General features: G+C 68.5%; 20 protein-coding genes and 4 pseudogenes. 10 read left to right on the forward strand and 14 right to left on the reverse strand.

Annotated elements, in window-relative coordinates; all coding sequences use genetic code 11:
* Nucleotides 1–869: 869 nt before the first annotated feature.
* A pseudogene (locus RM445_RS26350) lies at nt 870–1,073 on the reverse strand (transposase); the annotation flags it as partial.
* Between the two features lie 953 nt (nt 1,074–2,026).
* Nucleotides 2,027–2,200 carry a hypothetical protein gene (locus RM445_RS26355; RefSeq protein ID WP_311559554.1) on the reverse strand — a complete coding sequence of 58 codons (174 nt, stop codon included), beginning with the start codon at nt 2,198–2,200 and terminating at the stop codon, nt 2,027–2,029.
* A 55-nt stretch (nt 2,201–2,255) separates the two neighbouring features.
* Between RM445_RS26355 and RM445_RS26360 the strand changes: the two genes are divergently transcribed.
* On the forward strand, nt 2,256–2,624 hold the full coding sequence (locus tag RM445_RS26360) for a hypothetical protein (protein ID WP_311559555.1): 369 nt from the start codon (nt 2,256–2,258) through the stop codon (nt 2,622–2,624).
* A 172-nt stretch (nt 2,625–2,796) separates the two neighbouring features.
* Here RM445_RS26360 and RM445_RS26365 read toward each other — a convergent pair whose 3' ends face one another.
* Together RM445_RS26365 and RM445_RS32530 are read right to left on the reverse strand one after the other, a co-directional pair.
* Nucleotides 2,797–3,321 carry a hypothetical protein gene (locus RM445_RS26365; RefSeq protein WP_311559556.1) on the reverse strand — a complete coding sequence of 175 codons (525 nt, stop codon included), beginning with the start codon at nt 3,319–3,321 and terminating at the stop codon, nt 2,797–2,799.
* A gap of 1,115 nt (nt 3,322–4,436) precedes the next feature.
* Nucleotides 4,437–4,511 (reverse strand): annotated as a pseudogene (locus RM445_RS32530) (Lsr2 family DNA-binding protein); the annotation flags it as partial.
* A 406-nt stretch (nt 4,512–4,917) separates the two neighbouring features.
* On the opposite strand from RM445_RS32530, the gene RM445_RS26370 reads away from it, so the two are divergent.
* Together RM445_RS26370 and RM445_RS32535 are read left to right on the forward strand one after the other, a co-directional pair.
* Nucleotides 4,918–5,397, forward strand: coding sequence for a hypothetical protein (locus RM445_RS26370; RefSeq protein WP_311559557.1), 480 nt, complete (start codon nt 4,918–4,920; stop codon nt 5,395–5,397).
* A 248-nt stretch (nt 5,398–5,645) separates the two neighbouring features.
* Nucleotides 5,646–5,966: a plasmid mobilization protein gene (locus RM445_RS32535; protein WP_397469406.1), complete on the forward strand. Its 321-nt coding sequence runs from the start codon at nt 5,646–5,648 to the stop codon at nt 5,964–5,966.
* Here the strand turns inward: RM445_RS32535 and RM445_RS26375 are convergent.
* Together RM445_RS26375 and RM445_RS26380 are read right to left on the reverse strand one after the other, a co-directional pair.
* Nucleotides 5,956–6,594: a response regulator transcription factor gene (locus RM445_RS26375; RefSeq protein ID WP_311559558.1), complete on the reverse strand. Its 639-nt coding sequence runs from the start codon at nt 6,592–6,594 to the stop codon at nt 5,956–5,958. The two genes, RM445_RS32535 and RM445_RS26375, sit on opposite strands and share 11 nt — an antisense overlap.
* Entirely contained in the window at nt 6,582–8,279 is a 1,698-nt protein-coding gene (locus RM445_RS26380) for a sensor histidine kinase (protein WP_311559559.1), read from the reverse strand. The genes RM445_RS26375 and RM445_RS26380 overlap by 13 nt, the downstream gene beginning before the upstream one ends.
* A 200-nt stretch (nt 8,280–8,479) precedes the next feature.
* On the opposite strand from RM445_RS26380, the gene RM445_RS26385 reads away from it, so the two are divergent.
* Genes RM445_RS26385 through RM445_RS26400 form a run of 4 tightly spaced genes read left to right on the forward strand, consistent with a single transcriptional unit; the run spans nt 8,480 to nt 13,542 of the window.
* Nucleotides 8,480–9,415 carry an alpha/beta fold hydrolase gene (locus tag RM445_RS26385; protein WP_311559560.1) on the forward strand — a complete coding sequence of 312 codons (936 nt, stop codon included), beginning with the start codon at nt 8,480–8,482 and terminating at the stop codon, nt 9,413–9,415.
* Nucleotides 9,412–10,698, forward strand: coding sequence for a serine hydrolase domain-containing protein (locus tag RM445_RS26390; protein WP_311559561.1), 1,287 nt, complete (start codon nt 9,412–9,414; stop codon nt 10,696–10,698). The genes RM445_RS26385 and RM445_RS26390 overlap by 4 nt, the downstream gene beginning before the upstream one ends.
* A gap of 40 nt (nt 10,699–10,738) precedes the next feature.
* Nucleotides 10,739–12,247: an alpha/beta fold hydrolase gene (locus RM445_RS26395; RefSeq protein ID WP_311559562.1), complete on the forward strand. Its 1,509-nt coding sequence runs from the start codon at nt 10,739–10,741 to the stop codon at nt 12,245–12,247.
* Nucleotides 12,248–12,291: 44 nt separating this feature from the next.
* Complete coding sequence (locus tag RM445_RS26400) at nt 12,292–13,542, forward strand: serine hydrolase domain-containing protein (RefSeq protein WP_311559563.1); 1,251 nt, start codon at nt 12,292–12,294, stop codon at nt 13,540–13,542.
* A 123-nt stretch (nt 13,543–13,665) separates the two neighbouring features.
* Here RM445_RS26400 and RM445_RS26405 read toward each other — a convergent pair.
* A pseudogene (locus RM445_RS26405) lies at nt 13,666–13,875 on the reverse strand (transposase); the annotation flags it as partial.
* 121 nt (nt 13,876–13,996) lie between these two features.
* Here RM445_RS26405 and RM445_RS26410 point away from each other — a divergent pair.
* Entirely contained in the window at nt 13,997–14,317 is a 321-nt protein-coding gene (locus RM445_RS26410) for a hypothetical protein (protein ID WP_311559608.1), read from the forward strand.
* Between the two features lie 601 nt (nt 14,318–14,918).
* On the opposite strand, the gene RM445_RS26415 is transcribed toward RM445_RS26410, so the two are convergent.
* On the reverse strand, nt 14,919–15,158 hold the full coding sequence (locus tag RM445_RS26415) for a dodecin family protein (RefSeq protein ID WP_311559564.1): 240 nt from the start codon (nt 15,156–15,158) through the stop codon (nt 14,919–14,921).
* A gap of 155 nt (nt 15,159–15,313) precedes the next feature.
* On the opposite strand from RM445_RS26415, the gene RM445_RS26420 reads away from it, so the two are divergent.
* Entirely contained in the window at nt 15,314–15,571 is a 258-nt protein-coding gene (locus tag RM445_RS26420) for a hypothetical protein (protein WP_311559565.1), read from the forward strand.
* Between the two features lie 5 nt (nt 15,572–15,576).
* On the opposite strand, the gene RM445_RS26425 is transcribed toward RM445_RS26420, so the two are convergent.
* The 3 genes and pseudogenes from RM445_RS26425 to RM445_RS26435 all read right to left on the reverse strand — a co-directional run bounded on the left by RM445_RS26425 (nt 15,577) and on the right by RM445_RS26435 (nt 18,135).
* Complete coding sequence (locus RM445_RS26425) at nt 15,577–16,176, reverse strand: GNAT family N-acetyltransferase (RefSeq protein WP_311559566.1); 600 nt, start codon at nt 16,174–16,176, stop codon at nt 15,577–15,579.
* Between the two features lie 710 nt (nt 16,177–16,886).
* A pseudogene (locus RM445_RS32540) lies at nt 16,887–17,602 on the reverse strand (putative glycolipid-binding domain-containing protein).
* Between the two features lie 122 nt (nt 17,603–17,724).
* Nucleotides 17,725–18,135 carry an alpha/beta hydrolase family protein gene (locus tag RM445_RS26435; RefSeq protein ID WP_311559568.1) on the reverse strand — a complete coding sequence of 137 codons (411 nt, stop codon included), beginning with the start codon at nt 18,133–18,135 and terminating at the stop codon, nt 17,725–17,727.
* Between the two features lie 1,078 nt (nt 18,136–19,213).
* On the opposite strand from RM445_RS26435, the gene RM445_RS26440 reads away from it, so the two are divergent.
* Complete coding sequence (locus RM445_RS26440) at nt 19,214–20,167, forward strand: tetratricopeptide repeat protein (RefSeq protein ID WP_311559569.1); 954 nt, start codon at nt 19,214–19,216, stop codon at nt 20,165–20,167.
* On the opposite strand, the gene RM445_RS32545 is transcribed toward RM445_RS26440, so the two are convergent.
* The 3 genes from RM445_RS32545 to RM445_RS26450 all read right to left on the reverse strand — a co-directional run bounded on the left by RM445_RS32545 (nt 20,118) and on the right by RM445_RS26450 (nt 23,378).
* The gene (locus RM445_RS32545; RefSeq protein WP_397469403.1) at nt 20,118–20,372 is read right to left on the reverse strand and encodes an FHA domain-containing protein; all 255 of its coding nucleotides are present in this window, start codon (nt 20,370–20,372) and stop codon (nt 20,118–20,120) included. The two genes, RM445_RS26440 and RM445_RS32545, sit on opposite strands and share 50 nt — an antisense overlap.
* A 959-nt stretch (nt 20,373–21,331) precedes the next feature.
* Nucleotides 21,332–22,075, reverse strand: a complete 744-nt coding sequence (locus RM445_RS26445; RefSeq protein WP_311559570.1) for a tyrosine-type recombinase/integrase — start codon at nt 22,073–22,075, stop codon at nt 21,332–21,334.
* 117 nt (nt 22,076–22,192) lie between these two features.
* Nucleotides 22,193–23,378, reverse strand: a protein-coding gene (locus RM445_RS26450; protein WP_311559571.1) for an IS3 family transposase whose coding sequence is annotated in 2 segments (ribosomal slippage) — nt 22,193–23,120 and nt 23,119–23,378 — 1,188 coding nt in all. Because the reading frame shifts where the segments join, the coding sequence is not laid out codon by codon here.
* Between the last annotated feature and the right edge of the window lie 114 nt (nt 23,379–23,492).

A 23,492-nucleotide genomic window follows, 5' to 3' on the forward strand; every position in this document is an offset into this window, starting at 1 on the left:
ACGGCCTTGACCTGACCCCGAACGACCCGAGGCGGGGAACTATCTGGCCGCCGTCGGGGAGAACTATCTGGCCACCAGTGGGGACAACTCCTGGCCGCCAGCGGGGAGAACGAACTGGCCATTGACACGCTCATATTCTGCTCGCGGAGCTCTTGTCGTTTGGTCAAGCCCGCCTGCCCATGACCGGTTCCGCGCCTGACGCCTTGTCTAGTCGTCAGGCACGGGTGTCGCCGTGCCCCTGTTCAATGATCTGGGGCGTCGTGTTGGTTCCAATGGCGCTCGACCACGATCTCGCGCCACACGGTGGCGCGGGCGGTGCGGCGTCGAGGAACCGGCCGACGATCGGGTAATGCAGGCGCAGCGACACCCTCGTGATCAGGTCGACAGCGCGGTCGCCGACCGCCGCAGGTCACGAGCTCAGGCCGACTTTTGGAACCCTATAGGCGTTGCACCCGGATCCGCAGGGCGAGCCCACGTTGACCTCGAGGCGGTCGCCGTGAGGGATGCGGTAGATCGGGCGGGTGGCATAGCCCCACCCTGCGCCAGCGCCGCACCGATCTCTAGCGGTGTCGCTAGAATGGCGCGATGCGGGTACCTGCAGTTGTGCAACGGGATGACGACGCACTGGGCAGCTTCCGGGCTCCGACACGACTGAGCAAGTATCCCCATGACCCCGAAGGGTCGCGTCCCGTCGAGTGGTGTAACTCGGTTCGCGGGAGTCTCTGCGGTTCAGATCATGCCGTGATGAGTTCCGGGGTGGCTACTGCTTCCTGCGGTGCCGGGGTGACGAGGAGGGTCATGGTGGCCTCGCCGAGGTAGCGCCGGTCGGTGGCCTGCCACTCGTCGTGGGCCTCGACCAACACCGCGCCGGCCAGGGTCCGGGTGCGGTGCCCGTTGCGCTGGGCGGTGCGGGCATCGCTGCGCTCGTGCAGGCCGGCGCCGATCACCTCGGTGAGCTCGGCCTCGATCAACGCTTGGTAGACCGTCTCCGCGGCTTGGCGGACACGATCACCGACATCGGCAACCTTGAGCGCATCGAGGACTTCGAGCAGGGCAGACTGATCCAGGGCCATCGCGTGGTGCCTCTCTACGGGTTCCTTGGCGGGTTCCTGCAGAGACTCACGCGATGGCCTCTCCTACGTGGTCAGCCACGCCGACGAGGACCAGGACTTACACCACCAACCGGGACGCGACCCCCCGAAGGGGGGTTCCCGTAATACCTGTTGGTCGCCAAGCGAGTTTCAGTTCGGCCAGGGTTGGGCAAACCCGCTCGGAGTCGGCCGGGGACGCCAGCCTGGAGCACCGCCCCGCCTCCTGAGCACTGGGGCGGGGCGGTGCTGAGCGGACAGCCGATGCGCCCTCTGGGCACCGAGGACACCGGCCCAGTTGGCCCGGACCTCGGCGCTCCGCCGACGACCCTATGTAGGCAGTCAGATCACTTGCTTGGCCGTCATCAGGGTGATGAGTGGCGTAGCCGCGGCGGTGCGTGCATGCTGGGGCGGGGCTCGGCTTCGCCCCGAGCGGCCCGGCGCCACGCCACCCCCCAAAGACTGCCGTGTCACACGAGGATCAGCGACGCCGCAACAACCGGCGCAAATGCTGAGCGCCGCGTCGACGGGCAGCTTCCTTGGGCTGCTGGTTCGGAGGCGTGGGGATCGGGCCGGACGGCTGCCGGTGCAGCCGATCAGCCGGCCGCTGGTGAGTGACTAAGTGAGTGACAATCGCCCCGAGAACGACCGGACACTGGCGGACAACACCGGACGTCTGAGCAGGGCCGGAACGACTAGGACCGCAGGCCTGACATGATCGGGAAGTGCCTGGGGGTCAAGGGGTCGCAGGTTCAAATCCTGTCGTCCCGACAGAGTTCTGAAGCCGGTGTCGCGATCTTCGTGGCGCCGGCTTCAGTTGTTTCACCAGCGGTTATGCCTTCGAAGCTGACCTTGAGTCGGGCCACACATCCCCTGAACGAGATCGTCGTAGATGATCTTTGTTGGCTGCTTGGGACCCAATTTGGGACCAGGCGCTGCTAGACCACCCGGAGCCGTGCACGGTCGGGACCGGCGTTCAGGTGCGTGGACAGCAGGTGACCGGCTGCGGTGATCGACTCGTGGTCGGGGTGCAGGTAGCGCTGGGTGGTGGTGAGCGAGCCGTGTCCGGCGATCTTGCGGAGGTGGTGTAGGGGGACGCCGGCGTCGGCCATCTAGGTCAGCCCGGTGTGGCGCAGGTCGTGGCGGCGGAGCCGGTCGAAGCCCAGCGTGGCGACGACGTCGTCCCAGTGGGTGGCGACGCGCAGGATCGCGGTGGAGACCCGCCCGCGGACCGACGAAGAGCCGGCCGTCGGGCCGGGGGGCGGCCAGGGCGAGGCGGCGTTCGAGCAAGGGCCGGACCTCGGGGATGAGGGGCACGACGCGGGCGCGCTTGCCTTTGGTGCCCTTGTCGACCAGCCCGCCGGGCGAGGTGGTGGTCTGGCGGCGCACGGTCCAGAACCACCGCTTGGTGTCGATGTCGACACCCTCGGCCACACCAGCTACGCGCGCACCCTGGAGCACGACCGCGACGTCGTATCCGTCGCGGTCGCCCCGGACAGCCGCACGCTGGTCACCGGCTCGCGCCGATCTTGCTGAGATCACCTCACTGAGCGACGAAGTGAGCGGCTACGCCCCCGGACGCTTGCAGAACACGTTGTCCATCCTGGTGCCGCCGTCCTGCAGGACGGAACGGAGCGCGTCGCAGTGGACCCGCTTGGCGGGCGTGTGCCTAGAAAGAGGTCATTCGGGCTGCTGCTGGCAGAGTGTTTCAGAAGCCAAACTGCTTCGTGCACTGCACAACACCATGAGATGTGGTCGTCGACGACTTCGAACCTCCACCCGTTGAGGGCAGTATGACACCGCGCTTCCCGACAATGGTCGCATTGAGGTCGACCTTCGAGTTGCTCTCGACGGTAGTGGAGCCGTCGAACGTGAACCCGCACAGCCTCACATGGGCGCGTCGCAGGTCAAGCGCTGCCGTGTGCGTAATACTTGGCTTGGTCAGGACCTGAGGACTGTGGCGCTCGAACTCATCCGTGCGCAGCTCTCGTTCCATCCAGATGGCTCCTGTGCCCTCGAGCAGGCCCCATACGCACTGGTGCTTCGGCGAGTACCGCAGAGTCACCTCGGCGTGTCCTTGCGTGCCGTCCAACAGGATGTTCTGGATCTCCTGCACATCCGAGGTGTCGATCTTCCGGCTACCCTCCTTGCAGGTGTCCACGGCGTGCGCCGTGCCGGGAACGAGGGCGAGCGCAATGCTCGCAACGACGACGGTGGCAATCTTCCGAATCATTGGTTGGTCCTCATCTCAGGAGTGCTTGTCGTTCGATAGTTTGGGAGTCGGCCGAGCTTCCGTCATGGCGCAGTTATGAGCCCTTTTCACGAGGGGTCAACCGCTGGGCAGTTGGGCTCGCTCGCCGTCCTGGTGGCTTTACTCGTCAATATGATTAAGAACAACCAAGGGTTAGCGGGGGGAGACGCGTGGCTTGACGCTTGTATCGCAGCTTAGGGCGCTCTGTCATCGCTGCATGGTGGAATCCATCACACACCTGGCCTGGACAAGACGCGGGTTTGACCGACCTGCCGTACGTCGAAAGGCCGCCGAGCGCGCGCTTACGCTGGCTGTGGTCGGGCTTAAGGTGCGTCACCGCGGACGACTACATAAGTGGACGGGCGTGGACCTTGGGATCCTCGTCGCACTGGAGGCGCGTCGTTTCCGACTGCTAATACGCTCTTCGTAAGCGTAGTCGGAGGTATGGTGGTGGTCGGCCGCGCCAAGTGGTTTTACCTTCGGCAATTGGTGCGCGCTTCTGCTTTTCGTCGTTCGCACTTCTGAACATGTACGTATCACACCGGATCGCGACGAGCGTGTCAGCCCTGCTCTACAGCAGGTTGCCGATGTGCACGGTTCACGGGCAGCACAACGTAACCGGCAGCTACGAGTACGTGCAGGTAGGTGGGGTCGGTGACAGCAACTTGGCGTTCCAGCCCGAGTAGCTCCGCCTTGGCGTGGTCTCTCAAACGAACGGTTCTGAAACAGAGGAGGTGGTGCCGGAAGTCGGTCGACTTTGTCGGGCCTACCGTATGACCCCGCCTGACCTGGTGCTGCAGGCCTGCTGGTGGCAGGCTCGCAAGTAGCCGACAGGAGGTGGCGCTATGCCGCGACGACTACGGCAACGACACCGCGCTGCCTCCGAGACATGCGCAGGGATGGTGTTCGCGCACGGCATGCAGCGACGGTTGGTGACCCACCGGGAAGACGTTCCGCCCCCCGAACCTGTCGACCTGACGGCGGGTCGCATCACCACGCTTGCGGACCGTCTTCGCTTTCGCTTCGTCATCGGAAGTAGATCAGAGCCTCCACCACACCCGAGGCGTTTCAGCAAACACCCGCCGCCGCCACTCCGGTCAGCTCGCGGCCTGGTAGGCCTCAATGACCGACTTCGAGATGCGACCGCGGTCGTTCACCTTGTGGCCGTTCGAGAACGCCCAGGTCGCGGTCTAGACCTCGTCGCTGGCCACCCACCGGGCGGGCAGTCCGGCGTGCAGGACAAGCCCCGCCCAGTCCCGCCGATCGGCGCTGCTGCGTGCGGCGAGGGAATCGAGCTGCCATTCGGTTGAGTGATCGTCCGCACGTTCTCCGCTGCCTCCTGCCGGGAAAATGCGACGTGCCGCGGCGACGGCGGCTTCAAGGGTCTCGCGGGTGGCGGCGAAGCGCGGGCGGATGTCGGCAACGGCTGCTGGCCCCCGGTCCGCCCGGCGTGGCGACGAGATCGGTCAACGCGTCGAGCAGCGAAGCCGCTGGTGGTCTGTCCCGGCCCGGCTGTGGGTTGCGGGCCGATCCGCTTCCACGCCGCGTTGACCGGACGTCGCCGCCGCGCTATGGGCTGTGAGGTTCGTCGATGACCTCGACGCATCGGAGGCGGTCGGGACGGTGACTGGACCGCACGCTGCTTCGGCAGGTGCGTACCTCGGAGATGGCCGGCTTGGCGGACGCCCTGACGGCCGTGATCTCCGGTCCGAGGCGCTCGCTCTCCAGCACACCGTGCTCGGCGCGGCCCTACGCACGGGCGCCGTTACCCCGGAGGACCGGGCGTCCGTCGGGGTCTCCGACAACGCCTTTGCCGCGGCGCTGACCGAGTATCTGGTGGCGCTGCCCCCTTCCCAGGGCCCGGTGAACTTTGTCACCGCCTCGGCGAACGGCCAACGCGACGCGGTGAAGACAGCCATCCTCAACGCGCCAGAGCCGGTCCAAATCCCGGTCACCTCGGACGCCTGGGATAACGCCGCCGCCCAAGCCTCGGATGCAGTGAACCAGGCCGGCACCGAGGTGCGCACCGCACTGACCGCTGCGGCGGCGACGAGATAGCGGACCGCGAGAGCTCGCGCAGGTACTCGACAGGCGAAGGTGAAATGAGAAGCTCGAGGTGCCGAAGGCCTGGCAGTTCATACGGTTCCAGGCAGAGATGGCCGAAGTCGCGCCGACGGCACACGGCGTGGACCACAACCAGATGCACGAACTAATCGGGGTGCATCTCTAGCACCGGCGAGTGCTTCAGCCTCGCCGTAGTCGCAGGCAACGAAGTGCTGGACGCCCACCCCTACCGGGCGAACCCGATGAACATCATTCAACGACTGGTCCTCCCAGCGCAGATCGGTGGCGCCCGCGTCGAGCCTCCAGTCCGGACGACGACCTCGAGGACGGCACGGGCGTGGGTGAGGCTCGGGTTTGTGGCGAGCAGCGACCCGGTTCCCGAGGTAGGTGCGGCCGGCGCGCGTCGGCGGGCTCGGGCGGCGGTGGCGCGCAGAAAGTCGGTGCGGGTGCGGTTGACCCCGGACGAAGCGACGCTCATCGTTGAAGCGGCCGCCCGGGCGGGCATGTCGGTAGGGGCGTGGGTGGGAGACACCGCGCTCCGGCGCGGATGGATCATCGGGTGAGATACCGGACCACCGCGAGCACTCGCCGGTGGTCGTCGGCGTCATTGGAGAGGCCGAGGGTGTCGTAGATCCCCGAGGCGTGGGCGACGACCGACTTCTCCGAGATGCCCAACAGTCGGCCGATCGCCGCGTTGCTCCGGCCCTGCGCGATCAGTGCGAGGACGCCGAGGCGGCGGGGGCTGAGGCGCTCCACGGCGTCGTCCCTGCGGGCCAGCATGGCCGTGACGACCTCGGGATCGAGCGCGACTCCGCCCTCGGCGACGCGCACGAGGTCGCGGCAGAAGTTCCCGGCGTCGGCGATCCGCTGCTTGAGCAGATAGCCGACCGCCGAAGCCCGCTCGCCGAGGAGTTCGGCCGCGTACTGACCGTTGACGTGCTGGGACAGCACCACCACCGCGGTGCCGGGCTGGTCGGCGCGGATCCGCTGGGCCGCGCGCAGCCCGTCGTCGGTACGGGTGGGAGGCATCCGCAGGTCGGTCAGCACCAGGTCCGGGCCTGTCCTGGCGCTGGCAGCGACCACCTCCTCGGCGTCCGCCACGGCGGCGACGACCTCGAACCCCTCGCGCTCGAGCACCAGTCTCAGGCCCTCGCGAAGGAGGGCCTCGTCCTCGCCGATCACGACGCGCACGGGATCTCAACCGTGAGTCGGGTGCCGCAGCCGGGCGGACTGTCGAGCCGGACCGATCCCTCGAGGGCGGTCACCCGGTCGATCGTTCCCTGCAGACCGGCGCCGGCCGGCGCGGCCCCGCCGACCCCGTCGTCGTCGATCCGGAGGCGGAGCCGTCCGTCGTTGCGGTCGAGGCGGATCGCGACACGCTGGGCGGCCGCGTGCTTGACCGTGTTGGTCAGTGCCTCGGCGACGACGAGGTAGGCGGTGCTCTCGACCGGCTCCGGGACCCGTTCGACGACCTCGACACCAAAGCCGATGCCGAGGTCGATCTCCAGGTCGACCGGCAGCGGGCTGCGCGCGGCGAGGTCACGGACCGCAGCGCCGAGACCCCGCTCCAACAGCAGCGCGGGCATCACACCGTGGACTATCCGGCGCAGTTCGTCGATTGCTTCGTCGATGCCTCGGCGCACCGCTTCGCATCCGTCCGGCCCCCCGGCGGTGATGGCGAGGAGAACCAGCCTGCTCTGCAGCCGGTCGTGCAGGTCCTGGGCGAGGCGCCGGCGCTCCCGGTCGCCGGACTCGACCAGGCGCAGCCGGGACTCCCGGAGCTGCTCGCGGCCGGCGAGGAGCTCGACGGTCAGCCGTTCGTGGTCCACCGCGAGCGCGACGACGCCGCAGGCGGCCCGCACCTGCGCGTCGTCGGGGAACAGCGTGCTGTCGTAGTCGACGGCGCCGACCGTGCGGTCGCCCAGCTCGACCGGCACCCGGCGGCGGGACGGGTCGGGTGGCCCCACCAGCGAGCCCGCGTCGTCGACCCACTCGTCGGCGGCAGGCGCCGGGTCGCGCACCACCCGGAAGAGGAGGCGCAGTGACGGGTCGCCGAGCGTGCCGGCAAGTGCCCGGCCGAGACCGCCCCGCCCGGTGGGCTCGCGGCCGAGCGCGGTAGCCAGCTCCTGGAGCTCCAGGGTCCGGGCGAAGCCGCCGCGCAGCACCCCCGCCACGAAGGCGACGGGAACCCCGGCGAGCAGGATGATCTGCACCAGTGGCAGGACGGGCGCGGGAACCCCGAGCAGGAACAGCAGGTGGACCACGCCCCAGACTCCCACCAGCGCGAAGGCGCCGTAGGAGTAGACGGGGCCGAGCGTGCGGCGGGTGTGCGGGGTCCCCGTGACAAGCCGGCGCACCAGCACCACCGCGGTCGCCAGTACGAGCGCGACGGCCGCGGCCACGACCACCGGGGTCAACACCGCCCGGATGTCCGGGCGGTCGGCGACGAAGAGCGGATCATAGGGCGGCGGCTGCGGGGTGACCAGGTACTGGGACGTCACCAGGACAGTGGTGTAGACGTACCCGGCCGCGGTCAGGAACCGGCCGGACCGGGTTGTGACCCGGCCGGAGGGGAACGCGAGCAGGGCGTGCAGCACGACCGCGATGGGGACCGTCGCTACCACCAGCCCCACCGCGATCAGGGCCGGGACGCTCGTGTCGCCCAGCCCGGCCGCCAGCCACGTGACGGCGCCGAAGCAGAAGAGGGGACCCATGCCGCTGCTCGGCCGCCTCGTCCACGCGAAGGCGCCCACCACGGCGTAGAACAGCCCGGTCAGGGGAAGGGCCACCAGCAACCAGTACGGCCCCCTGGGGCTGCCGACCAGCAGCGCCGCCTCCACCCCGACGACCCCGGCACAGAGCAACAGGAACAGCACGAGCGCACGGACCACTCCTCGGCCCCCCCCGGGAGATCAATGAGGCACAGTGGCACGCCGCCCCGAGTCATGTCGACCTCGTCGCCGGATGAGAGTCGCGTGTGCGGACGAGACCTGGGTCCCTGTCGGGGGTGGTCGGCCTGACCTAGCGTCGGTGGGGATCACCGACGAGCTCCGGCTCCGGCCCGAAGGAACCGCGCATGCACCGGTCCCGCCGTCTCGGCTCCGCATTAGTCATGATCCTGGCGCTGGTCGGTTGCGTACCTGCAGCCGGACAGCCGACGCCCGCGGCTCCCGCCGTGGTCGACGGCCCCGTGGACATCGGCGGCGGACGACACCTCTACCTGCACTGTGCGGGGCCCGAGGCACCGGGTCGCCCGACGATCGTGCTCGAGTCCGGCTACCACGACTCGTCGGACCCGTGGACCCTCACCGACGCGGAGGCTCCCGCGGTCGGGCCGCCGGTCTTCGAGCGCCTGTCGGAACGAAACCGGGTCTGTGCGTACGACCGGCCGGGTACGCTGCGGTACGCCGACCCGGTGGCGCTCACGGACCGCAGCTCCCCGGTCCCGATGCCGCGCACGGCCCGCGCGGTCGTCGACGACCTGCACGCCCTGCTCCGCGCCGCCGAGGTGCCCGGTCCCTACCTGCTGGTCGCGCATTCGCTGGGCGGCCTGTTCGCCCGGTTGTACACGCAGCTGCATCCCGCGGACGTGGCCGGTGTGGTGTTCGTCGACGCGTTCCCGCTCGAGATGCGCGACCTGATGGGCGCCAACTGGCCGGCCTACGCCGAGGTGCTCGCCCGCCCGGTACCGCAGTTCGCGAACGACCCGGTCTGGGAGGACGTGGACATCGACGCGAGCGTGGCGGAGGTCCGTGCGGCCGCTGCCTACCCGCCGGTCCCGACCGCCGTCCTGTCCAAGACCGAGCCCTTCCTGCAGCCCGACGGTATGTCACCGGACATCGGCCTGACGCTGGAGCGGATCTGGCCCGAGGGCCAGCAGTCGGTCGTCGAGCTGACCCCGCGCACGCCGCACACATTGGCCACCGGGAGCGACCACTACGTCCAGGTCCACGACCCGGACCTCGTCTCCGCCACCGCTGAGCTCCTGATGATCCGAGGAGGGCACCGATGATGGGGACCCCTACCGCGCGAGCCGCGGCGGTGCTGCTCGCGGTGGGAGCACTGACCGTGACGGCATGCTCCGGCCCCGTGCCCGCCACACCGCCCGCAGCGGCGCCGACCGGTGCGGCCGCGGGGGCGATGCCCGGCCCGGGCTCGGTCGTCCGCTCCTCACTCGACCACGCTGCAATGGACGCCGTCGTCGAACAGACGGCCACCGAACTGCACCAGCCGGGCATGGTCGTGCTGATCCGGACGCCGCACGACGAGTACGTGAACGCCCGCGGGGTCACCGAGTGGAGAGGCAGCACGCCGGTCACCCCGGACACGAAGATGCGGATCGGCTCGAACACCAAGACCATGACGGGCACCGCGATCCTGCAGATGGTGCAGGAGGGCAAGATCGCGCTCACCGACCCGGTCGCCAGGTACCTGCCGGACGTCCCAGGGGGAGAGGCGATCACGATCGCGCAGCTGGGCGACATGCGCAGCGGGTTGTTCAACTACACCGAGACCCTCGAACTCAACACCGCCCTGGACACCGAGCCGGGCCGGGTCTGGACGAACGAGGAGTTGCTAGCCCTCGCCTTCGCCAACCCGCCCTACTTCGCGCCGGGTCAGGGCTGGCACTACTCCAACACCAACACCGTCCTGCTGGGCGAGATCGCCGAGCAGATCGACAGGAAGCCGCTGGACCGGATCCTGCAGGATCGCTTCTTCACACCGATGGGTCTGCGCGGGACGTCCTTTCCCGCAGGCGCGGACTCGACGATGCCCGCTTCGTACTCCCACGGCTACATGTACGGCACGAACGTCGCCCAGCTCAGCGACCCGTCGCTGCCCGCCGGCCAGCTCGCCGAGGTGGAGGCGGGCACGCTCGACCCGGCGGATCACACAGACGACAACACCTCCTGGGCCGGGGCGGCCGGCCGGGGCGTCTCCACCACGAACGACCTGGCCGTATGGGTGAAGGCGATGGTCGGCGGGCAGTTGCTCGACGCCGCGACCCAGCAGGCCCGAGTGGACTCGATGCTGCCCACCGGAAACGGCGCCGACTACGGGTTCGCCCTGGCACAGCTGGGCCCGCTGTACGGGCACACCGGCGGGTTGCCGGGATTCAACTCCTTCATGGGCTACGACCCCGTCAACGACGTGACGATCGTGGCGTGGGCGAACCTGGCGCCGGCCGCGAACGGCTTCCCGCCCGCCGAGGCGGTGGTCGCCGGGCTGCTCCCACTCGTCTACGCGACGCCGCCGCCGGTTCCCGACCTGCCCGAGGCCCAGCTGCCCGGGTGACGACGGCGCCGTCGTCGACGACGTGATCAGGGGGAGATCCATGTCGCAGAGAGGTACGTGGTCGGTGGCGGGCCTGGCCGTCGCCGCGGTGCTCGCGGGCTGTGCCGCACCCGCTCCGGCACGTGTGGTCGTGACGGCGACCCCGTCGTACGCCCCGGCGCCGTGCCCGAACCCGGTGGTCCCCGGCTTTCCGCAGCTCGACATCCCCGGCGGCGTGGAGTGCGGCGTCCTGACGGTGCCCGAGAACCGCGCCGCGACCGACGGCCGCACGATCCGACTCCCCGTCTTCCGGGCGAAGGCCACGGCACCCGACCCCGCACCGGATCCGCTCGTGTACCTGACCGGCGGGCCGGGAGGGAGCAGCACGATCAGCGTGGGAGCGAAGATCGCCGCCGGCTGGAACGCGACCCGAGACGTGATCTTCCTCGAGCAGCGCGGCAGCTACAAGGCCGAGCCGGTCCTGTCCTGCCCCGAGATCGACACGTTCGCCGCCGAGTGGGTCGGCTCGGACACACTGGACCCGGCCACAGCTCGCCGCAGCGCCGACGCGGTCGGGGCTTGCCACGACCGGCTGGCGGCCAATGCCGATCTCGCGGCGTACAACACGAGCGAGAACAGTGCCGACGTCGCCGACCTCCGGACCGCCCTCGGGATCGCCGAGTGGAACCTCTACGGCGCTTCCTACGGCAGCGACCTCGCGCTGCAGACCCTGCGCGACCATCCCGAGGGCATCCGCAGCGTTGTCGTCGACTCGATCGTGCCGCCGCAACAGACCCCGAGGCTCATGTGGCCCTCGGTGGCCTCTGCGCTCGACGCCGTCTTCCGGGGCTGTACTGCCCAACCCGCCTGTCAGGCTGCGTACCCCACCCTGCGTGCGGACTTCCTGGCGCTGGTGACCGACCTCGCCGCGAACCCCCGCACCGTGACGACGCCGGAGGGGACCGTCGTCGTCGACGGGTACAAGGTCGCCAACGTCCTGGCCAAGGCGACCACGGCACCGGGAGCGGCCGCGGAGATCCCGAGGATCGTCGAGAACCTCGCCCGCGGTGACGGCGCCCTCGCGGCCGCCCTGCTGCTCGACGGGGGCGCACCACCCGGCTTCACCGGCTACGGCCTGACCTACGGCGTGTTCTGCCGCGAGTTCACGGGTGCCGCCGACGACCTGCTCGAGGGCGGCCGCACGGTGTTTCCCGAGCTGCCGGCGGAGGTGCTGTCGCTGGTCCCCCAGTCCCCGTATGTCTTCGCGGACTGCGCGCGGTGGCCCGTTCCCGCCGCACCGGCGTCCGTGCGCACGCCGGTGGCGAGCGACCGGCCGGTCCTCGTCATGGACGGTGCCCTGGACGCGCTCACCGCCCCGGCCAACGGCGACCTCGTCGCCCGGACCCTGCCGAACGCCGTTCGCGTGACCCTCCCGGACGCCGGACACGACGTCACCAACTGGTCGCCGCAGTGCGCACTCGACGTGATCCAGGGCTTCCTGGACCGGCCGGACGCCCCTGACCTCGGCTGCGTGGCGAGGCTGGCGACACCCACGTTCACGGTCGGATGAGCCGACACCCGTCCACCCGTTCCTGCCCGCCACGGAGGCTTCGCATGCCCGTTCATCGTCGTCTGGTCGTCGCGCTCGCGGGAGTGGTCCTGGCCCTCACCGCCTGCTCGCCCGCCGCGGCGCCGGCACCTGCCCCCGCGCCAGCTCCTGCACCGACCCCAGCTCCCGCGGCACCCCCTGCTCCCGCAGCACCCCCGGCCTACGCCGCGGAGCTCGAGCCGAAGATCACCGCGGTGATGCAGCAGCTGCAGATCCCCGGCGCCAGCATCTACGTCGACGTCCCGGGCCAGGGCACCTGGCAGGCAGCGCTGGGATCCACGACGGACCAGGGCGGCCGCGCCGTGACCGTCGACGACCACTTCAAGATCGGCAGCGTCACCAAGACACTGACCGCGGAGATCATCCTGCAGCTCGTCGCCGAGGAGAAGATCGGGCTCGACGACCCGATCACGAACTACTTCCCCGGCGTGCCGAACGGGGCGGCGATCAGCGTGCGGCAGGTGCTGGCGATGACGTCGGGGCTCTTCAACTACACGGAGGACGACTACTTCAACACCACCCTGGACAAGGACCCGACCCGCCCCTGGACCGCCGGCGAGGTCATCGGGATCGCCCTCGCACACCCGCCGTACTTCCCGCCCGGGCAGGGCTACCACTACTCGAACACGAACTACGAGATCCTCGGCGTGGTCGCGGAGAAGGTCGGCGGCAAGCCGTTGCCGGCCCTGCTCGACGAGATGGTGCTCGGCAAGCTCGGCATGAGCCGGACGAGCCTCCCGGCGTGGAACGACGGCACCCTGCCGGACCCGCACCCGCAGGGCTACATGTTCGGCACGAACCAGGAGGGCAACGCCGCCTACAACGCCCTGCTCGCCGGGGACACAGCCGCCGCTCAGATCACAGTGCCGCCCGGCACGCGACCGAACGACGTGACGGACCTTCCCACGAACGGCCAGGCCAGCGGCGGCGCCGTGTCCACCGCGAAGGACATGGCGGTGTGGGCGAAGGCGCTGGCCACCGGCTCGTTACTGAGCCCCGAGGTGAAGGCCGAGCGTGTGAAGTACGGCGCCGAATCCGGGTACGGGCTGGGGGTGCAGCAGACCCCCAGCGGACTCGTCGGGCACGACGGCGCCGTCCCCGGATTCCAGGGCTCTGTCTACTTCCACCCGCCCACCGGCACCACGATCGTCGTGCTGACGAATCTGCTGCTCGGGCCGAACACCTACTTCCTCGACGCTCTCCCCGCCGAGCGGATCACCGCGACGATCCAGGCGAACGTGATCCCCGCTCGGTAGGGTCGTGGGGCGGTTTTCGGCATGAAGCCCTTGAGCACGCATGATCGACGAAAGTGAACCCCAGATGACGTCCCGTGGCGTGGTGTAGATCGTCTGGACCGTGTCGGTCAGCGATGGTGCTGACTATGCCGGGAGTAGTTCGGGTTGCGCGACCTCGTCCTGGGCGGTGCTGGTGGGGGTGAGGGGCGCCATCGAGCCTTCGGACAGGTAACGGCGGTCGCTGACCTGCCACTCGTCGTGGGCCTCGACCAGGACGGCGCCGGCCAGCCGCAGCAGCGCAGCCGGGTTGGGGAACACCCCGACCACGTTGGTGTGGCGTTTGATCTCCTGATGTGGAACGGCCTTGTCAAGGTGACCGTGTGGTGCCCGCTGCTTGTCCTGGTCCGGGCTTCGGCTCGGCAGGTGAGGAGGGGTCCAATGTGGAGCGCCCGCAGCGCAGCGAGGACGAACGACGTTGACGTCGACGGTGCTGCTGCTGGCGTTCACGCTGGAGCGGCGTCGGCAGTATCACGCCGACGAAGGACCCGACTACTTTCATCGGTTCACCACCGTGTTCGTCATGCTGAACCTCGTCGCTGCCGGCTGGATCACGCTGGTCGTGCTGGCAAGTAAGGACGATCCGACGATCGGCAGCGCGCGGCTGGTAAACGGTGCGCTGACATCGACAGTCATTGTCCTGGTGCTATTTCTTATAACGCAGCCCGCTGAGGATGGAAAGAATGAACCTGGCGGGGTAGACTCCGCGCATGCCGATGATGGACGAGGGCGTCACTAATAGTGAATGATACTGAAGCACGAGGTACTTCTGAAGCCAGACTGAACGCGATAATCCAGGCCGCTGCTCTACGTCTACAGCAGCTAGTCAAGGAATACGAGGGACGGCCAGACGCAACGGTATCCGGCGTTGCGTTTATGCGTGAGGAAGCGCTCGATGTGCTGAAGAAGCTGGTAGATATGAAGAATCAGATTCTAGGTGACGATTAAGCTGGTGAGCTAAGGCAGCGTAGCTCCTGCGCCATGCGACGAACGTGTCCGTTGGCGTGGCCCTTCTTTTGTTGCCCGCGCTACACTGTCAGTCGGCGCGCTTCCCCCGTGGCCGTCTTTTGCTATCCAGGGGGAGTGCTATGCGGAACCTGAACCATTGCGCCGGATACAGCCAGGACTTCCAGCCAGGCCGCGTACTGCTACGCGCCCTGACCCGCCGCGTTGCGGCAATGGTAAGCGCCCCACCGACTACGAACGCACGATCACGACAGTAGGACGCTGTCGGTGATGTTGACAATCGCGCCCTTTTTGCGACAGACCCAGCTTGGGACGGTCGACACCACCAGCACCCAGGCGTGCCCGAGTGCCAGTGGTACGACCGTGTCTCTTGCTTATGCCGACCGCTCCACGATGAAGGCAATCTTGCAGTTGACCTTGTAGAGGGACAGGTTGCCATCCCCGTCCACGTCGGCACTGCTGCTGATGACGTCGACGCCGCGGATGCCGCGGACGGTTTCCGCCGCCGCCGATACCGCATTGCGTACGGCATCGCTGAACGAGTTCGGGGAGCTGCCCACGACCTCGGTGATCCGGACTACGGCTCCTGGGACATGATCGGGCTGCTCGGACATATCTCCTCCTCCGGTCGGCACGAGCGAGACTCCGCCCCGAGTCGTGTACGGGGACTACACTCCGCCAGCGGTCGCAGGCGTGGCCACGTTGAGTAGTCCGGGCCGCACGATTCCGGGTGGGGCCGTCAGATCCGGCCTCACCGAAGGCCGGGCGGGTGAAAATACGCCGACCGACAGGGAACGGCTACGGCCACCCGCGTACTACTCGGGCCATCGGTGACGAGGGGCTGTTCGGCTGGCGCGACCTGCCCATCAGCAAGCGAGAGCTTGGGCGCGACTTCGGAGCGTGGTTCCGTCAGGACGGGCCGCGGGGGGTGCTCGTCGTCGAGCGCAGGCAGCGCCGCGGCGATCAAGAAACAGTACGACCGACCAACCTCTTCCGGCTGAACCACAACATCGCGCTCGGCCAGTAGGCGAGCTACCGGGCGGGGCGTAACCAGGCGGACCAGCGTTCCACGGCCAGGAAACCCATTCTCGAGTAGACCGGTCTGCCGTTGTCGCTGGCGATCAGCACCGCCGGGCGGTTGGGGTCGGCAAGGGTGGCCGCCCACGTCACCGCAGCGCCCGCGCCCCGACCGCGCGCCGCGGGAAGTGATGCGACGTATTCGACCAGGGTGACCCCCGCGGCAGAGTGAGCGGCGGCCATCGCAACCGGGGCGCCGTCGAGCCAGGCGATCCAGAGCCGGGTGGCCGTCCGCAGGAGCGTGGGGCCCAGGAGGTCTCCTGGTGTGAGCGGATCGAGCTCGGGCATGGGGTAGCCCTCGACCAGGACCCGCTCGGCAACGGCCAGCTCGGCGGGATCGCGGATCTCGCGGACTTCCCCCGACCACCGCGGCAGGGGTGTAGGCGGAGCGGGGAAGCGCACCATCAGCGGTGGATGCCCGATCAGGACGAGGCCGTGCTCCCGTAGGTCCGCTGTCGGCCACGGGCTGAGAAGCAGGTAGGGCACTGACGGCGGGATCAGCGCGCCGATCTCCCCGAGCACGTCGTCGACATGGGTCAACGGTTGGGTCAGCACGACCGGGTTCGTGAGCGCGCCACGATCTCCGATCCAACCTCCGGCCCAACGCGCTGCTGATCGCCACGGCCGTCCGGCAGCACCGGCGACGGCCACCGGCCAAGACGCGTGCACCAACACCGCCTGACGGACCAGGGTGTCCTCCGGCGGCACATCTGGTTCCCACCCGGTCGTCAGGTGCTCGCCCTCGGACGGAACCACCGACGAACTCATGCCCTGACCATGGCCGCGCTGGGCGTCTCGAGCAAGACCCGCCTCCAGGTCACCACACCGGAAGCCACGTCCGAGCCGCCGCCACCAGAAGCCCCGATACCGACCGCAAGGGTCGGGTACACCACCGGCGCCTAGAACGGTGCGTGGTTCGACGGCTGCTCCGCCACACCCGACCCGGTGTACGTGCCCGGTCCGGTGCGCGAGTCGTCCAGGTCGGTGGCGGCGCCCCGGGCGGCCAGCTCTGCGGCCGCTGGACCCGGCGCAGCAGTGCCGCGATCTGCGCGACCAGTTCCCGCATGCGGAACGGCTCGGTGAGGTACTAGTCGGCCTCGACGGCCAACCCGACGAGGACGTCGGCCTCGTCGCCGCGGTGAGCATCAGCCCGGGCACGGGCCGGACGCATGGATGCGCCGGGAGACCCCGGAGTGTGGGGCGGTCTCCGGGTGCTCCTGGGGCCGCTCTGAGCCACATCGGAGCCTCACCTCATCAGTCGGGCGTCACTCGTCCGAACAGGTGCTGGTAGCGGAGCACCAGGCCCCGGTCGTCGACCTCCAGGTCCGCCTCGAAGCCCGGGAGAGCCCGAGGTCGACGTAGCGCACCCGGTTCGGGCAGAGCCGGTCGTACCGCTGGCGGGACCGCTTCACCGTCATCGCCGCCCCGTCCACGTAGCAGGTGTCGAGTGTGAGGCTGGCTCCCACGTGGTCCGGCGTTCGGCTAATCGGGAAGGTGTTGCAGAAGGGGTGACGGAGAGGTCCGGTTCCTCCGCGCCGTCGAGGTCGGGACGGCTTACGCCGTCGACCTTCCAGCCGCCGTCCAGGCGTTCGACGCCGACGCGCACGTGGCCGACCCGTCTCCGGCGCTCGACGTCCAGCGAGAAGCTGCGCCAGTCGCGAGTCAGCGTCCAGCGGTGGTCGGGCCGGAAGCCGCCGTCCTCAGTGCAGATCACGGTCGACTCGGCCGTCACCACGTCGACGGCGACGCTCAACGACAGGCGCTCGAGGCCGACCACGTCCGTCCGCCGTGTCTTCGCCAGCCTTCGCACGCGGCTGCGCGCGGGACCACCGTCCGATCGACGCCGGGGTGGGCGGCCGGGCGGCGGTCGACTGGTCATCACGACCGCCGTACCTGCCGCAGCATCGACGGGCCGGCCGGCGGCCTCGACGGCGCGCCGGACGGAGGACGTTGAAGGCCTCCTCGGCGTCACGGTGGACATGTATGGGAACCTGGGCGAACCCGGGCGGGACGAGGTTGAGCCGCGGCGGCCGGGTGGCTGAGGTGTTGAACACCAGCGTCTACGGCTCGGCCAAGCCAGCCAGCGCCATCTCGATGTCCTCGTCACCGCCCTGGCCCGCGAGTCGACAACGGTGTGAAGCGCCTACGGAGGTGGCGCGACGCGTGTTGGTCAGGAGACCGAGGCCGTGACCGCCCCACGGTCTCGAACACCGCACGACTCATGGAGCCGCCGCGGTGCCCGGCATCGTCGACGATACGCAGCGCGCTGGTGGACCACCCCTGATGCAATCGCCAGGCCGTCTCCAGGGGGCCGCTCACGTAATAGCGCCCGTGAACCAGAACACCGAGGGTGCCGTTGAGGATCCCAGCGTTCTGGATCAGCTGGTCGTTGCCGAGGAACGCCGCGTGGCGCCAGTAGTGCGTCACGAGACGGGCGAACAGGTAGCGGAAGTGCGGATCGTCGTAGCGCGGGTCGGGCCGGTGGCCCGGTGCGAGGGAGAAATCGACCGTCAAGCGCGCCGACGACGTGTCCGGCTTCCATGTCCCGCCTCGCCCGTGGGTGGCCGAGCGGACACTGGCCCGAAGAGCAAAGCACCGCCACGGCGTGCGCGACTACCGATCCTGCCCACCACGCAGACCAGGCGCCGGACGGGCAGCTCGATCACACCGTGGCGGCCTCGGCCGCCATCAATGTCTCGGACGCGGCCATCGCGTCTCCTCCCTCGAGCACCAGAGCACTCGAAGGATCACGCAGTGGCCGTACCCATCCCCGACGCCACGCCGCTTATCAGCAGCGACGTCGTACACCACGTCCTTGGACGCAGCCGGGTAGAGGCACTGGTCGGGGCCGAAGCTGTCTGATGTGCCCTGCAGGGTTGTCAAGCGAGGGCCTTGCGCTTTGCGATACAGCGTGACCGTCTGGTCGGTCCCGAGGGGCTTACCGTCCCTGTCCCAGGCAGGAGTGTGCGTCGTGTGTGTATGCGGACGGACCGGACCTGCTCGATACGAGCCATCACCAGACGGCACGGCGCATGTCGCTGACGTGCACAGGAAGGTAGACGACGTCACGGGGCATCACTCGACATCACCATCTCCCGGCCACTCATAATCCGTGAGCTCATGATCTGAACCTCATCGACCCACTGGAATGAGAGGTCCTGCTCCACTCGCGACGAGGTTCCGCAGCACCGGAGGGACGGGCTAGGACTACCTGTCAAGGACGGCTGCTGAGGGTGCAGACCCATCCGGCAGCCGTCGCACCCGCGCGAGTTGCTTACTTGTCAATCCGATGATTCCGGTGACGCCGGCGTCGGTGAGGTCGGATTCGGTGAGGACGGCGCCAGTAACGTTCGCCAGAACCCGTACTTCTTGCCCTCGCCCGGGCGAGTTTGGCGGCGGACCAGCAGCCAGTGTCCCCATCCGTCGGGTAGCCCCGCGGCGTCGAGCACGACGGCGGTCCAATCGGCTGCACTACAGCCGCTTCGCCGACCTCGCTTACGGCTGAAGCGCTGCTGCTCCTCCGCTGCTGCCGAGCCTCGTCAGCCATGACGAAATCTCCGCGGTCATAACGAGAATCTGGCAGGGTCGCCACGTGCGGGAGACCAAGGACACGCCGGAGAACTTGTGGCGGCGGGTGCAGTTGGCCGACGAACTCGCGGATGCGGGCGATCCGGCGGCGGCAGGGCTCGCGTACGAGCGGGTGCTCGCCGATGTGCTGTGCGCGGTGGGTTCGGATCATCCCGTCACGCTGAAGATCCGGTACCGCCTCGGCAACGCGGTGTCGGCCTCGGGCGATGCGAGGCGCGCAGCTCAGATCTTCGAGAAGTTGCTGACCGAGGAGGTGCGGCTGCGCGGCGAGGAGGCGAGCATCGGCGACACCTTCGCCGCGATCCTCTTCCAGCGCGGCCGCTTTGACGATCCGGCTGCCGCCGTGGCGGACTATGAGGCCCTCGTGGCGGAGCGGGATCGCGTTCTGGGCCCGTCGCATCCGCTGACCGTGAAGGCTCGAGAGGCGCTGGCGAAGTACCGGTGGGACGCGAACGACAAGACCGGTGCCGTCGCCGAGTACGAAAAGATCGTAGACGTGCTCGCACGCGGGGTGGGCCCGGACCACGTCGACACCTTCCACGCGCGCGGTATCGCAGCCGAGTACCGGGGCGACGCCGGTGACCCCGAGCAGGCGCGAGCCGTACTGCTCGGGCTCGCCGCGGACGCGGAGCGGTTGTTCGGCGACGACAGCCAGGAGGTGCTCGAGGTGCAGACCGGGGCCGCCACCTACCTGGGCAGGTCGGGTTGCGCCGAGGACGCGGTCGGCGAGTTCACCGGACTGGTGACGAAGGCGGAACGCGTCCTGAGGCGCAGAGACATCAACGTCCTAGGACTCCGGCGCCACCTCGCCTATTGGAAGGATCGGGCCGGACGCCACGCCGATGCGATCGCCGATCTGGAATCGCTGCTGGTGGACGCCGAGGCGGTGCTGGGGCCGGGCGCCACGTTCATCGAAGAGGTGAACGAGCTGCTCGAGCAGGTGCGCGCCAGGCGGTGACTCGCACCTCGGGCGGCGGTCCGGGCAGGTGGACGAGCACGTTGAGGATGAGGTGTCGGCGAGACACCCGCGGGTGGTCGAGGACGAGATCGACACCGGCGCCCCGGCCGAGGACGAAGCGCTGGGTCGGAGCGACGGTCACGTGCCGGCCGCCCACGACCACCTCCAGCGTCGCAGCCGCACATGCCACCGTTGTGCCATTCATCGGGGCTGTCCTTCGCTGCTTGTAGTGAATGAGATTTGGTCAGGGATGCGTCTGCTCGCAGAGGCCCTTGATGTGCATGGTCCCGAGCCACGAATCCCCACCGACGGCGACAGCAAGGCGGTAGGTGGCGCACCACGCCCCACTGGTCGCGTCGTTCCCCGCGGGCACGTTCGGTGCCGACCCGTCGGCCTCCGTCGAAGCGGACGTGCTGGACTGCGTCTCCACCCGCACCGTCGTGGAGCCGTCAGTGCCGGACGCCGCCCCGGCGGCCGAACTCGCTGAGTTGGCTCCGGCAGGGGAAGCAGCCGCGGTGGTGCCAACAGTTGCAGTACCTGCCGGGCCTCCCTCGGCGGCGAATGCCAGGCCGGTAGATGCGACCGCCAGTCCGGCGGCGACGGCGACGATGGTGGCAGTACGACGGATGGTGTACACGAGGTCCTCGCTTGTGTTTGTCGGTTCCGACCGGTGCTGTTTCCGGCCGAACACCATTCGACTGCCTTGGCGTGTAGACGTCACTCCTGCTCTGGAGCAGCACGAGCCGTACAGCGCTGGCATCCCATCTGCCACCGGGCTCACGCGGGATGGTCGGCGCGGCGGTCCTGTATCGCCGCGGTCTCGCACACGGGGTGCTGCACATTCTTGGGACCAACGTGGGACCTCACGTCACGGGCGGCGAGTTGCGACCTGCGCGAATGTCACGTCGTACATCGTGTCCCTAGCGCGTTGACGTGCAGAAACGCCTGAACTGAAGTTCTGGGGGTCAAGGGGTCGCAGGTTCAAATCCTGTCGTCCCGACGCGGCGAACGAAGGCGGTACTCGATCATCGAGTGCCGCCCTCGACGCGTCTAGCAGGCGAAACAGCTCCGTTCAGCGATGCAGCCCTGGCCCTGGCGTTTGCTGAGTTGATCTAGCAAAGTGCCCAGAAGATCAATCTGGGACCAATTTGGGACCAGGCGCTGCTAGACCAGCCGCAGCCGTGCACGGTCGGGACCGGCGTTCAGGTGTGCGGACAGCAGGTGACCGGCTTCGGTAACGGCTTGCTGATCGGGGTGCAGGTAGCGCTGGGTGGTGGTGAGCGAGCCGTGCCCGGCGATCTTGCGGAGGTGGTGCAGCGGGACGCCGGCGTCGGCCATCCAGGTCAGTCCGGTGTGCCGGAGGTCGTGACGGCGGAGTCGGTCGAAGCCCAGAGAGGCGACGACCTCGTCCCAGTGCGTGGCGTCGCGCAGGATCGCAGTGCTGAGCCGGCCGCCGCGCGGGCCGACGAACAAGCGGCCGTCGGCCCGCTGTGCAGCCAGAGCGAGTCGACGTTGGACCATCGGGCGGACCTCGGGGATGAGCGGCACGATGCGAGCGCGTTCGCCCTTCGTGCCTTTATCGACCAGTCCGCCGGGCGAGGTTGTGGTCTGGCGGCGGACGGTCCAGAACCATCGCTTGGTGTCGATGTCCACTGCGCGGCAGCCGGAGACCTTGCCGATGCGGGCGGCGGTCGCGGCGGCGAACATGACGATGTCGCCCCAGCCGGGGTAGTGGTCGGCGGAACGGGCGACGAGGGCGTCGGCGAGGGTCTGCAGCGCGGTCCAGTCGGGTAGGGCGAGGCTGCGCGGGTCGTCGAGCTCGTCCTCGATGCGTTGGTACTCGCGCTGCCATCCGCTGATGCGGGCGGGGTTGCGGTCGACGAGACCGTCGCGGAGGGCTTGCTCCATGATTCGCACGAGCATGGCCAACGTGTTCTTGATTGTGGACCGGCTCGTGTCGTCGGCGATCCAGATTCGGACGGCTGATCAGCCCCGAAATTTTCGGACCAATTGAATTGTTGCGTGTTATTCCGCTTGCTGGTGTTGCGTCCACTCGTTGAGGACTTCCTGGGGAGATTTGTAGTCCAACCCGGAGTGGAGCCGGTTCCTGTTGTACCAGAACTCGATGTAGCGAGCAATGTCGGCGCGTGCGTGTGCGCGTGTCGGGTAGGCCGTCCGGTGAACGCGTTCGTTCTTCAATGCGGCGAAGAACGACTCGGCCATGGCGTTATCGTAGCAGATTCCGGTCCGGCCGACCGATTGGCGTATGTCGAGTGCCGCAACGGTGGTGGCGAACTCGCGGGAGCAGTAGTTGCTTCCGCGGTCGGAGTGGAAGATCGCGTCGGGAGCGAGTGTCGTGGAGTTCGCTGCACGGGTCAATGCTTCGACGATCAGTGGGGTCTTGTAGTTGTCGTCCATGGCGTAGCCGACGACCATTTTTGTGTGACAGTCGATTACCGTTGCCAGATAGAGCCAGCCTTCCCAAGTCGGAATGTAGGTGATGTCGCCGACGAACTTCTGGCCCGGCCGCTCGGCGGTGAAGTCGCGGGCGACGAGGTCGGGGATGCGGTGAGTCCGGCCGTCCTGCTCGGTCAGGTTGGCCCGCCGAGGCCGGGGCTGGCAGGGCTGTAGGCCCAGCTCGCGCATGATGCCGCGGACGAGCTCGGGACCACAGGGCACGCCCCAGCGGGTGAGCTGGGCGTGGATGCGGCGGTAGCCGTAGGTCTCGTCGGAGGACTCGAACGCCTCGCGGATCAGTGCGGCGAGTCGCTCGCGTCGGCGCGCGGTGGCCGAGTCCGGCCGCTGGCGCCAGTCGAAGAATCCCGACGCCGAAACCGACAACCAGGTGCACATCTTCTTCACAGGATAGGCGTACTTCGCGTCGCTTGCTCGGCACGAGTCGATGAACTCGTACTTCTCGGCTACCGGGGATCCCGGGCGAAGTACGCTGCCGCTTTTTCAAGAATTCGTTCTCCATGCGAAGTTCGCGAAGTTCGCGCTGGGTCTCGGCCAGCTGGATCCGCTCATGCGGACTAAGCGGAGGCTCGTCGCCGGCGTGGTCTTTGCGGTACTGGTTCACCCAATTGCCGAGTGTTCCTTCGTTCACGCCGAGTTCCCGTGCAACCTGAGCGATCGGGCGTGACCCGTCGATCACCAATCGCACGGCCTCGTCCCGGAACTCGGGACTGAACTTGCGGTACTTCCTCGCCATTCCTTGTATCACCTTCCGGGCCAGATCCTATTGGATCGTGGTCCGAGAACAACGGGGCACCTCACGAGCTTCTCTCGCCACAGCTGAGTAAAGCCGTTCGGCCTGCTTCGAGCA

It is taken from the genome of Pseudonocardia charpentierae (assembly GCF_031845345.1).
Classification (GTDB): Bacteria; Actinomycetota; Actinomycetes; order Mycobacteriales; family Pseudonocardiaceae; genus Pseudonocardia; species Pseudonocardia charpentierae.

Excerpts from the sequence above, each read along its gene's own strand:
- RM445_RS26355 (WP_311559554.1), bottom strand. The coding sequence starts at position 2,200 with ATGGCCGACGCCGGCGTCCCCCTACACCACCTCCGCAAGATCGCCGGA.
- RM445_RS26365 (WP_311559556.1), bottom strand. The coding sequence starts at position 3,321 with ATGATTCGGAAGATTGCCACCGTCGTCGTTGCGAGCATTGCGCTCGCC.
- RM445_RS32535 (WP_397469406.1), top strand. The coding sequence starts at position 5,646 with ATGAACATCATTCAACGACTGGTCCTCCCAGCGCAGATCGGTGGCGCC.
- RM445_RS26385 (WP_311559560.1), top strand. The coding sequence starts at position 8,480 with ATGCACCGGTCCCGCCGTCTCGGCTCCGCATTAGTCATGATCCTGGCG.
- RM445_RS26390 (WP_311559561.1), top strand. The coding sequence starts at position 9,412 with ATGATGGGGACCCCTACCGCGCGAGCCGCGGCGGTGCTGCTCGCGGTG.
- RM445_RS26395 (WP_311559562.1), top strand. The coding sequence starts at position 10,739 with ATGTCGCAGAGAGGTACGTGGTCGGTGGCGGGCCTGGCCGTCGCCGCG.
- RM445_RS26400 (WP_311559563.1), top strand. The coding sequence starts at position 12,292 with ATGCCCGTTCATCGTCGTCTGGTCGTCGCGCTCGCGGGAGTGGTCCTG.
- RM445_RS26415 (WP_311559564.1), bottom strand. The coding sequence starts at position 15,158 with ATGTCCGAGCAGCCCGATCATGTCCCAGGAGCCGTAGTCCGGATCACC.
- RM445_RS32545 (WP_397469403.1), bottom strand. The coding sequence starts at position 20,372 with ATGAATGGCACAACGGTGGCATGTGCGGCTGCGACGCTGGAGGTGGTC.
- RM445_RS26445 (WP_311559570.1), bottom strand. The coding sequence starts at position 22,075 with ATGGAGCAAGCCCTCCGCGACGGTCTCGTCGACCGCAACCCCGCCCGC.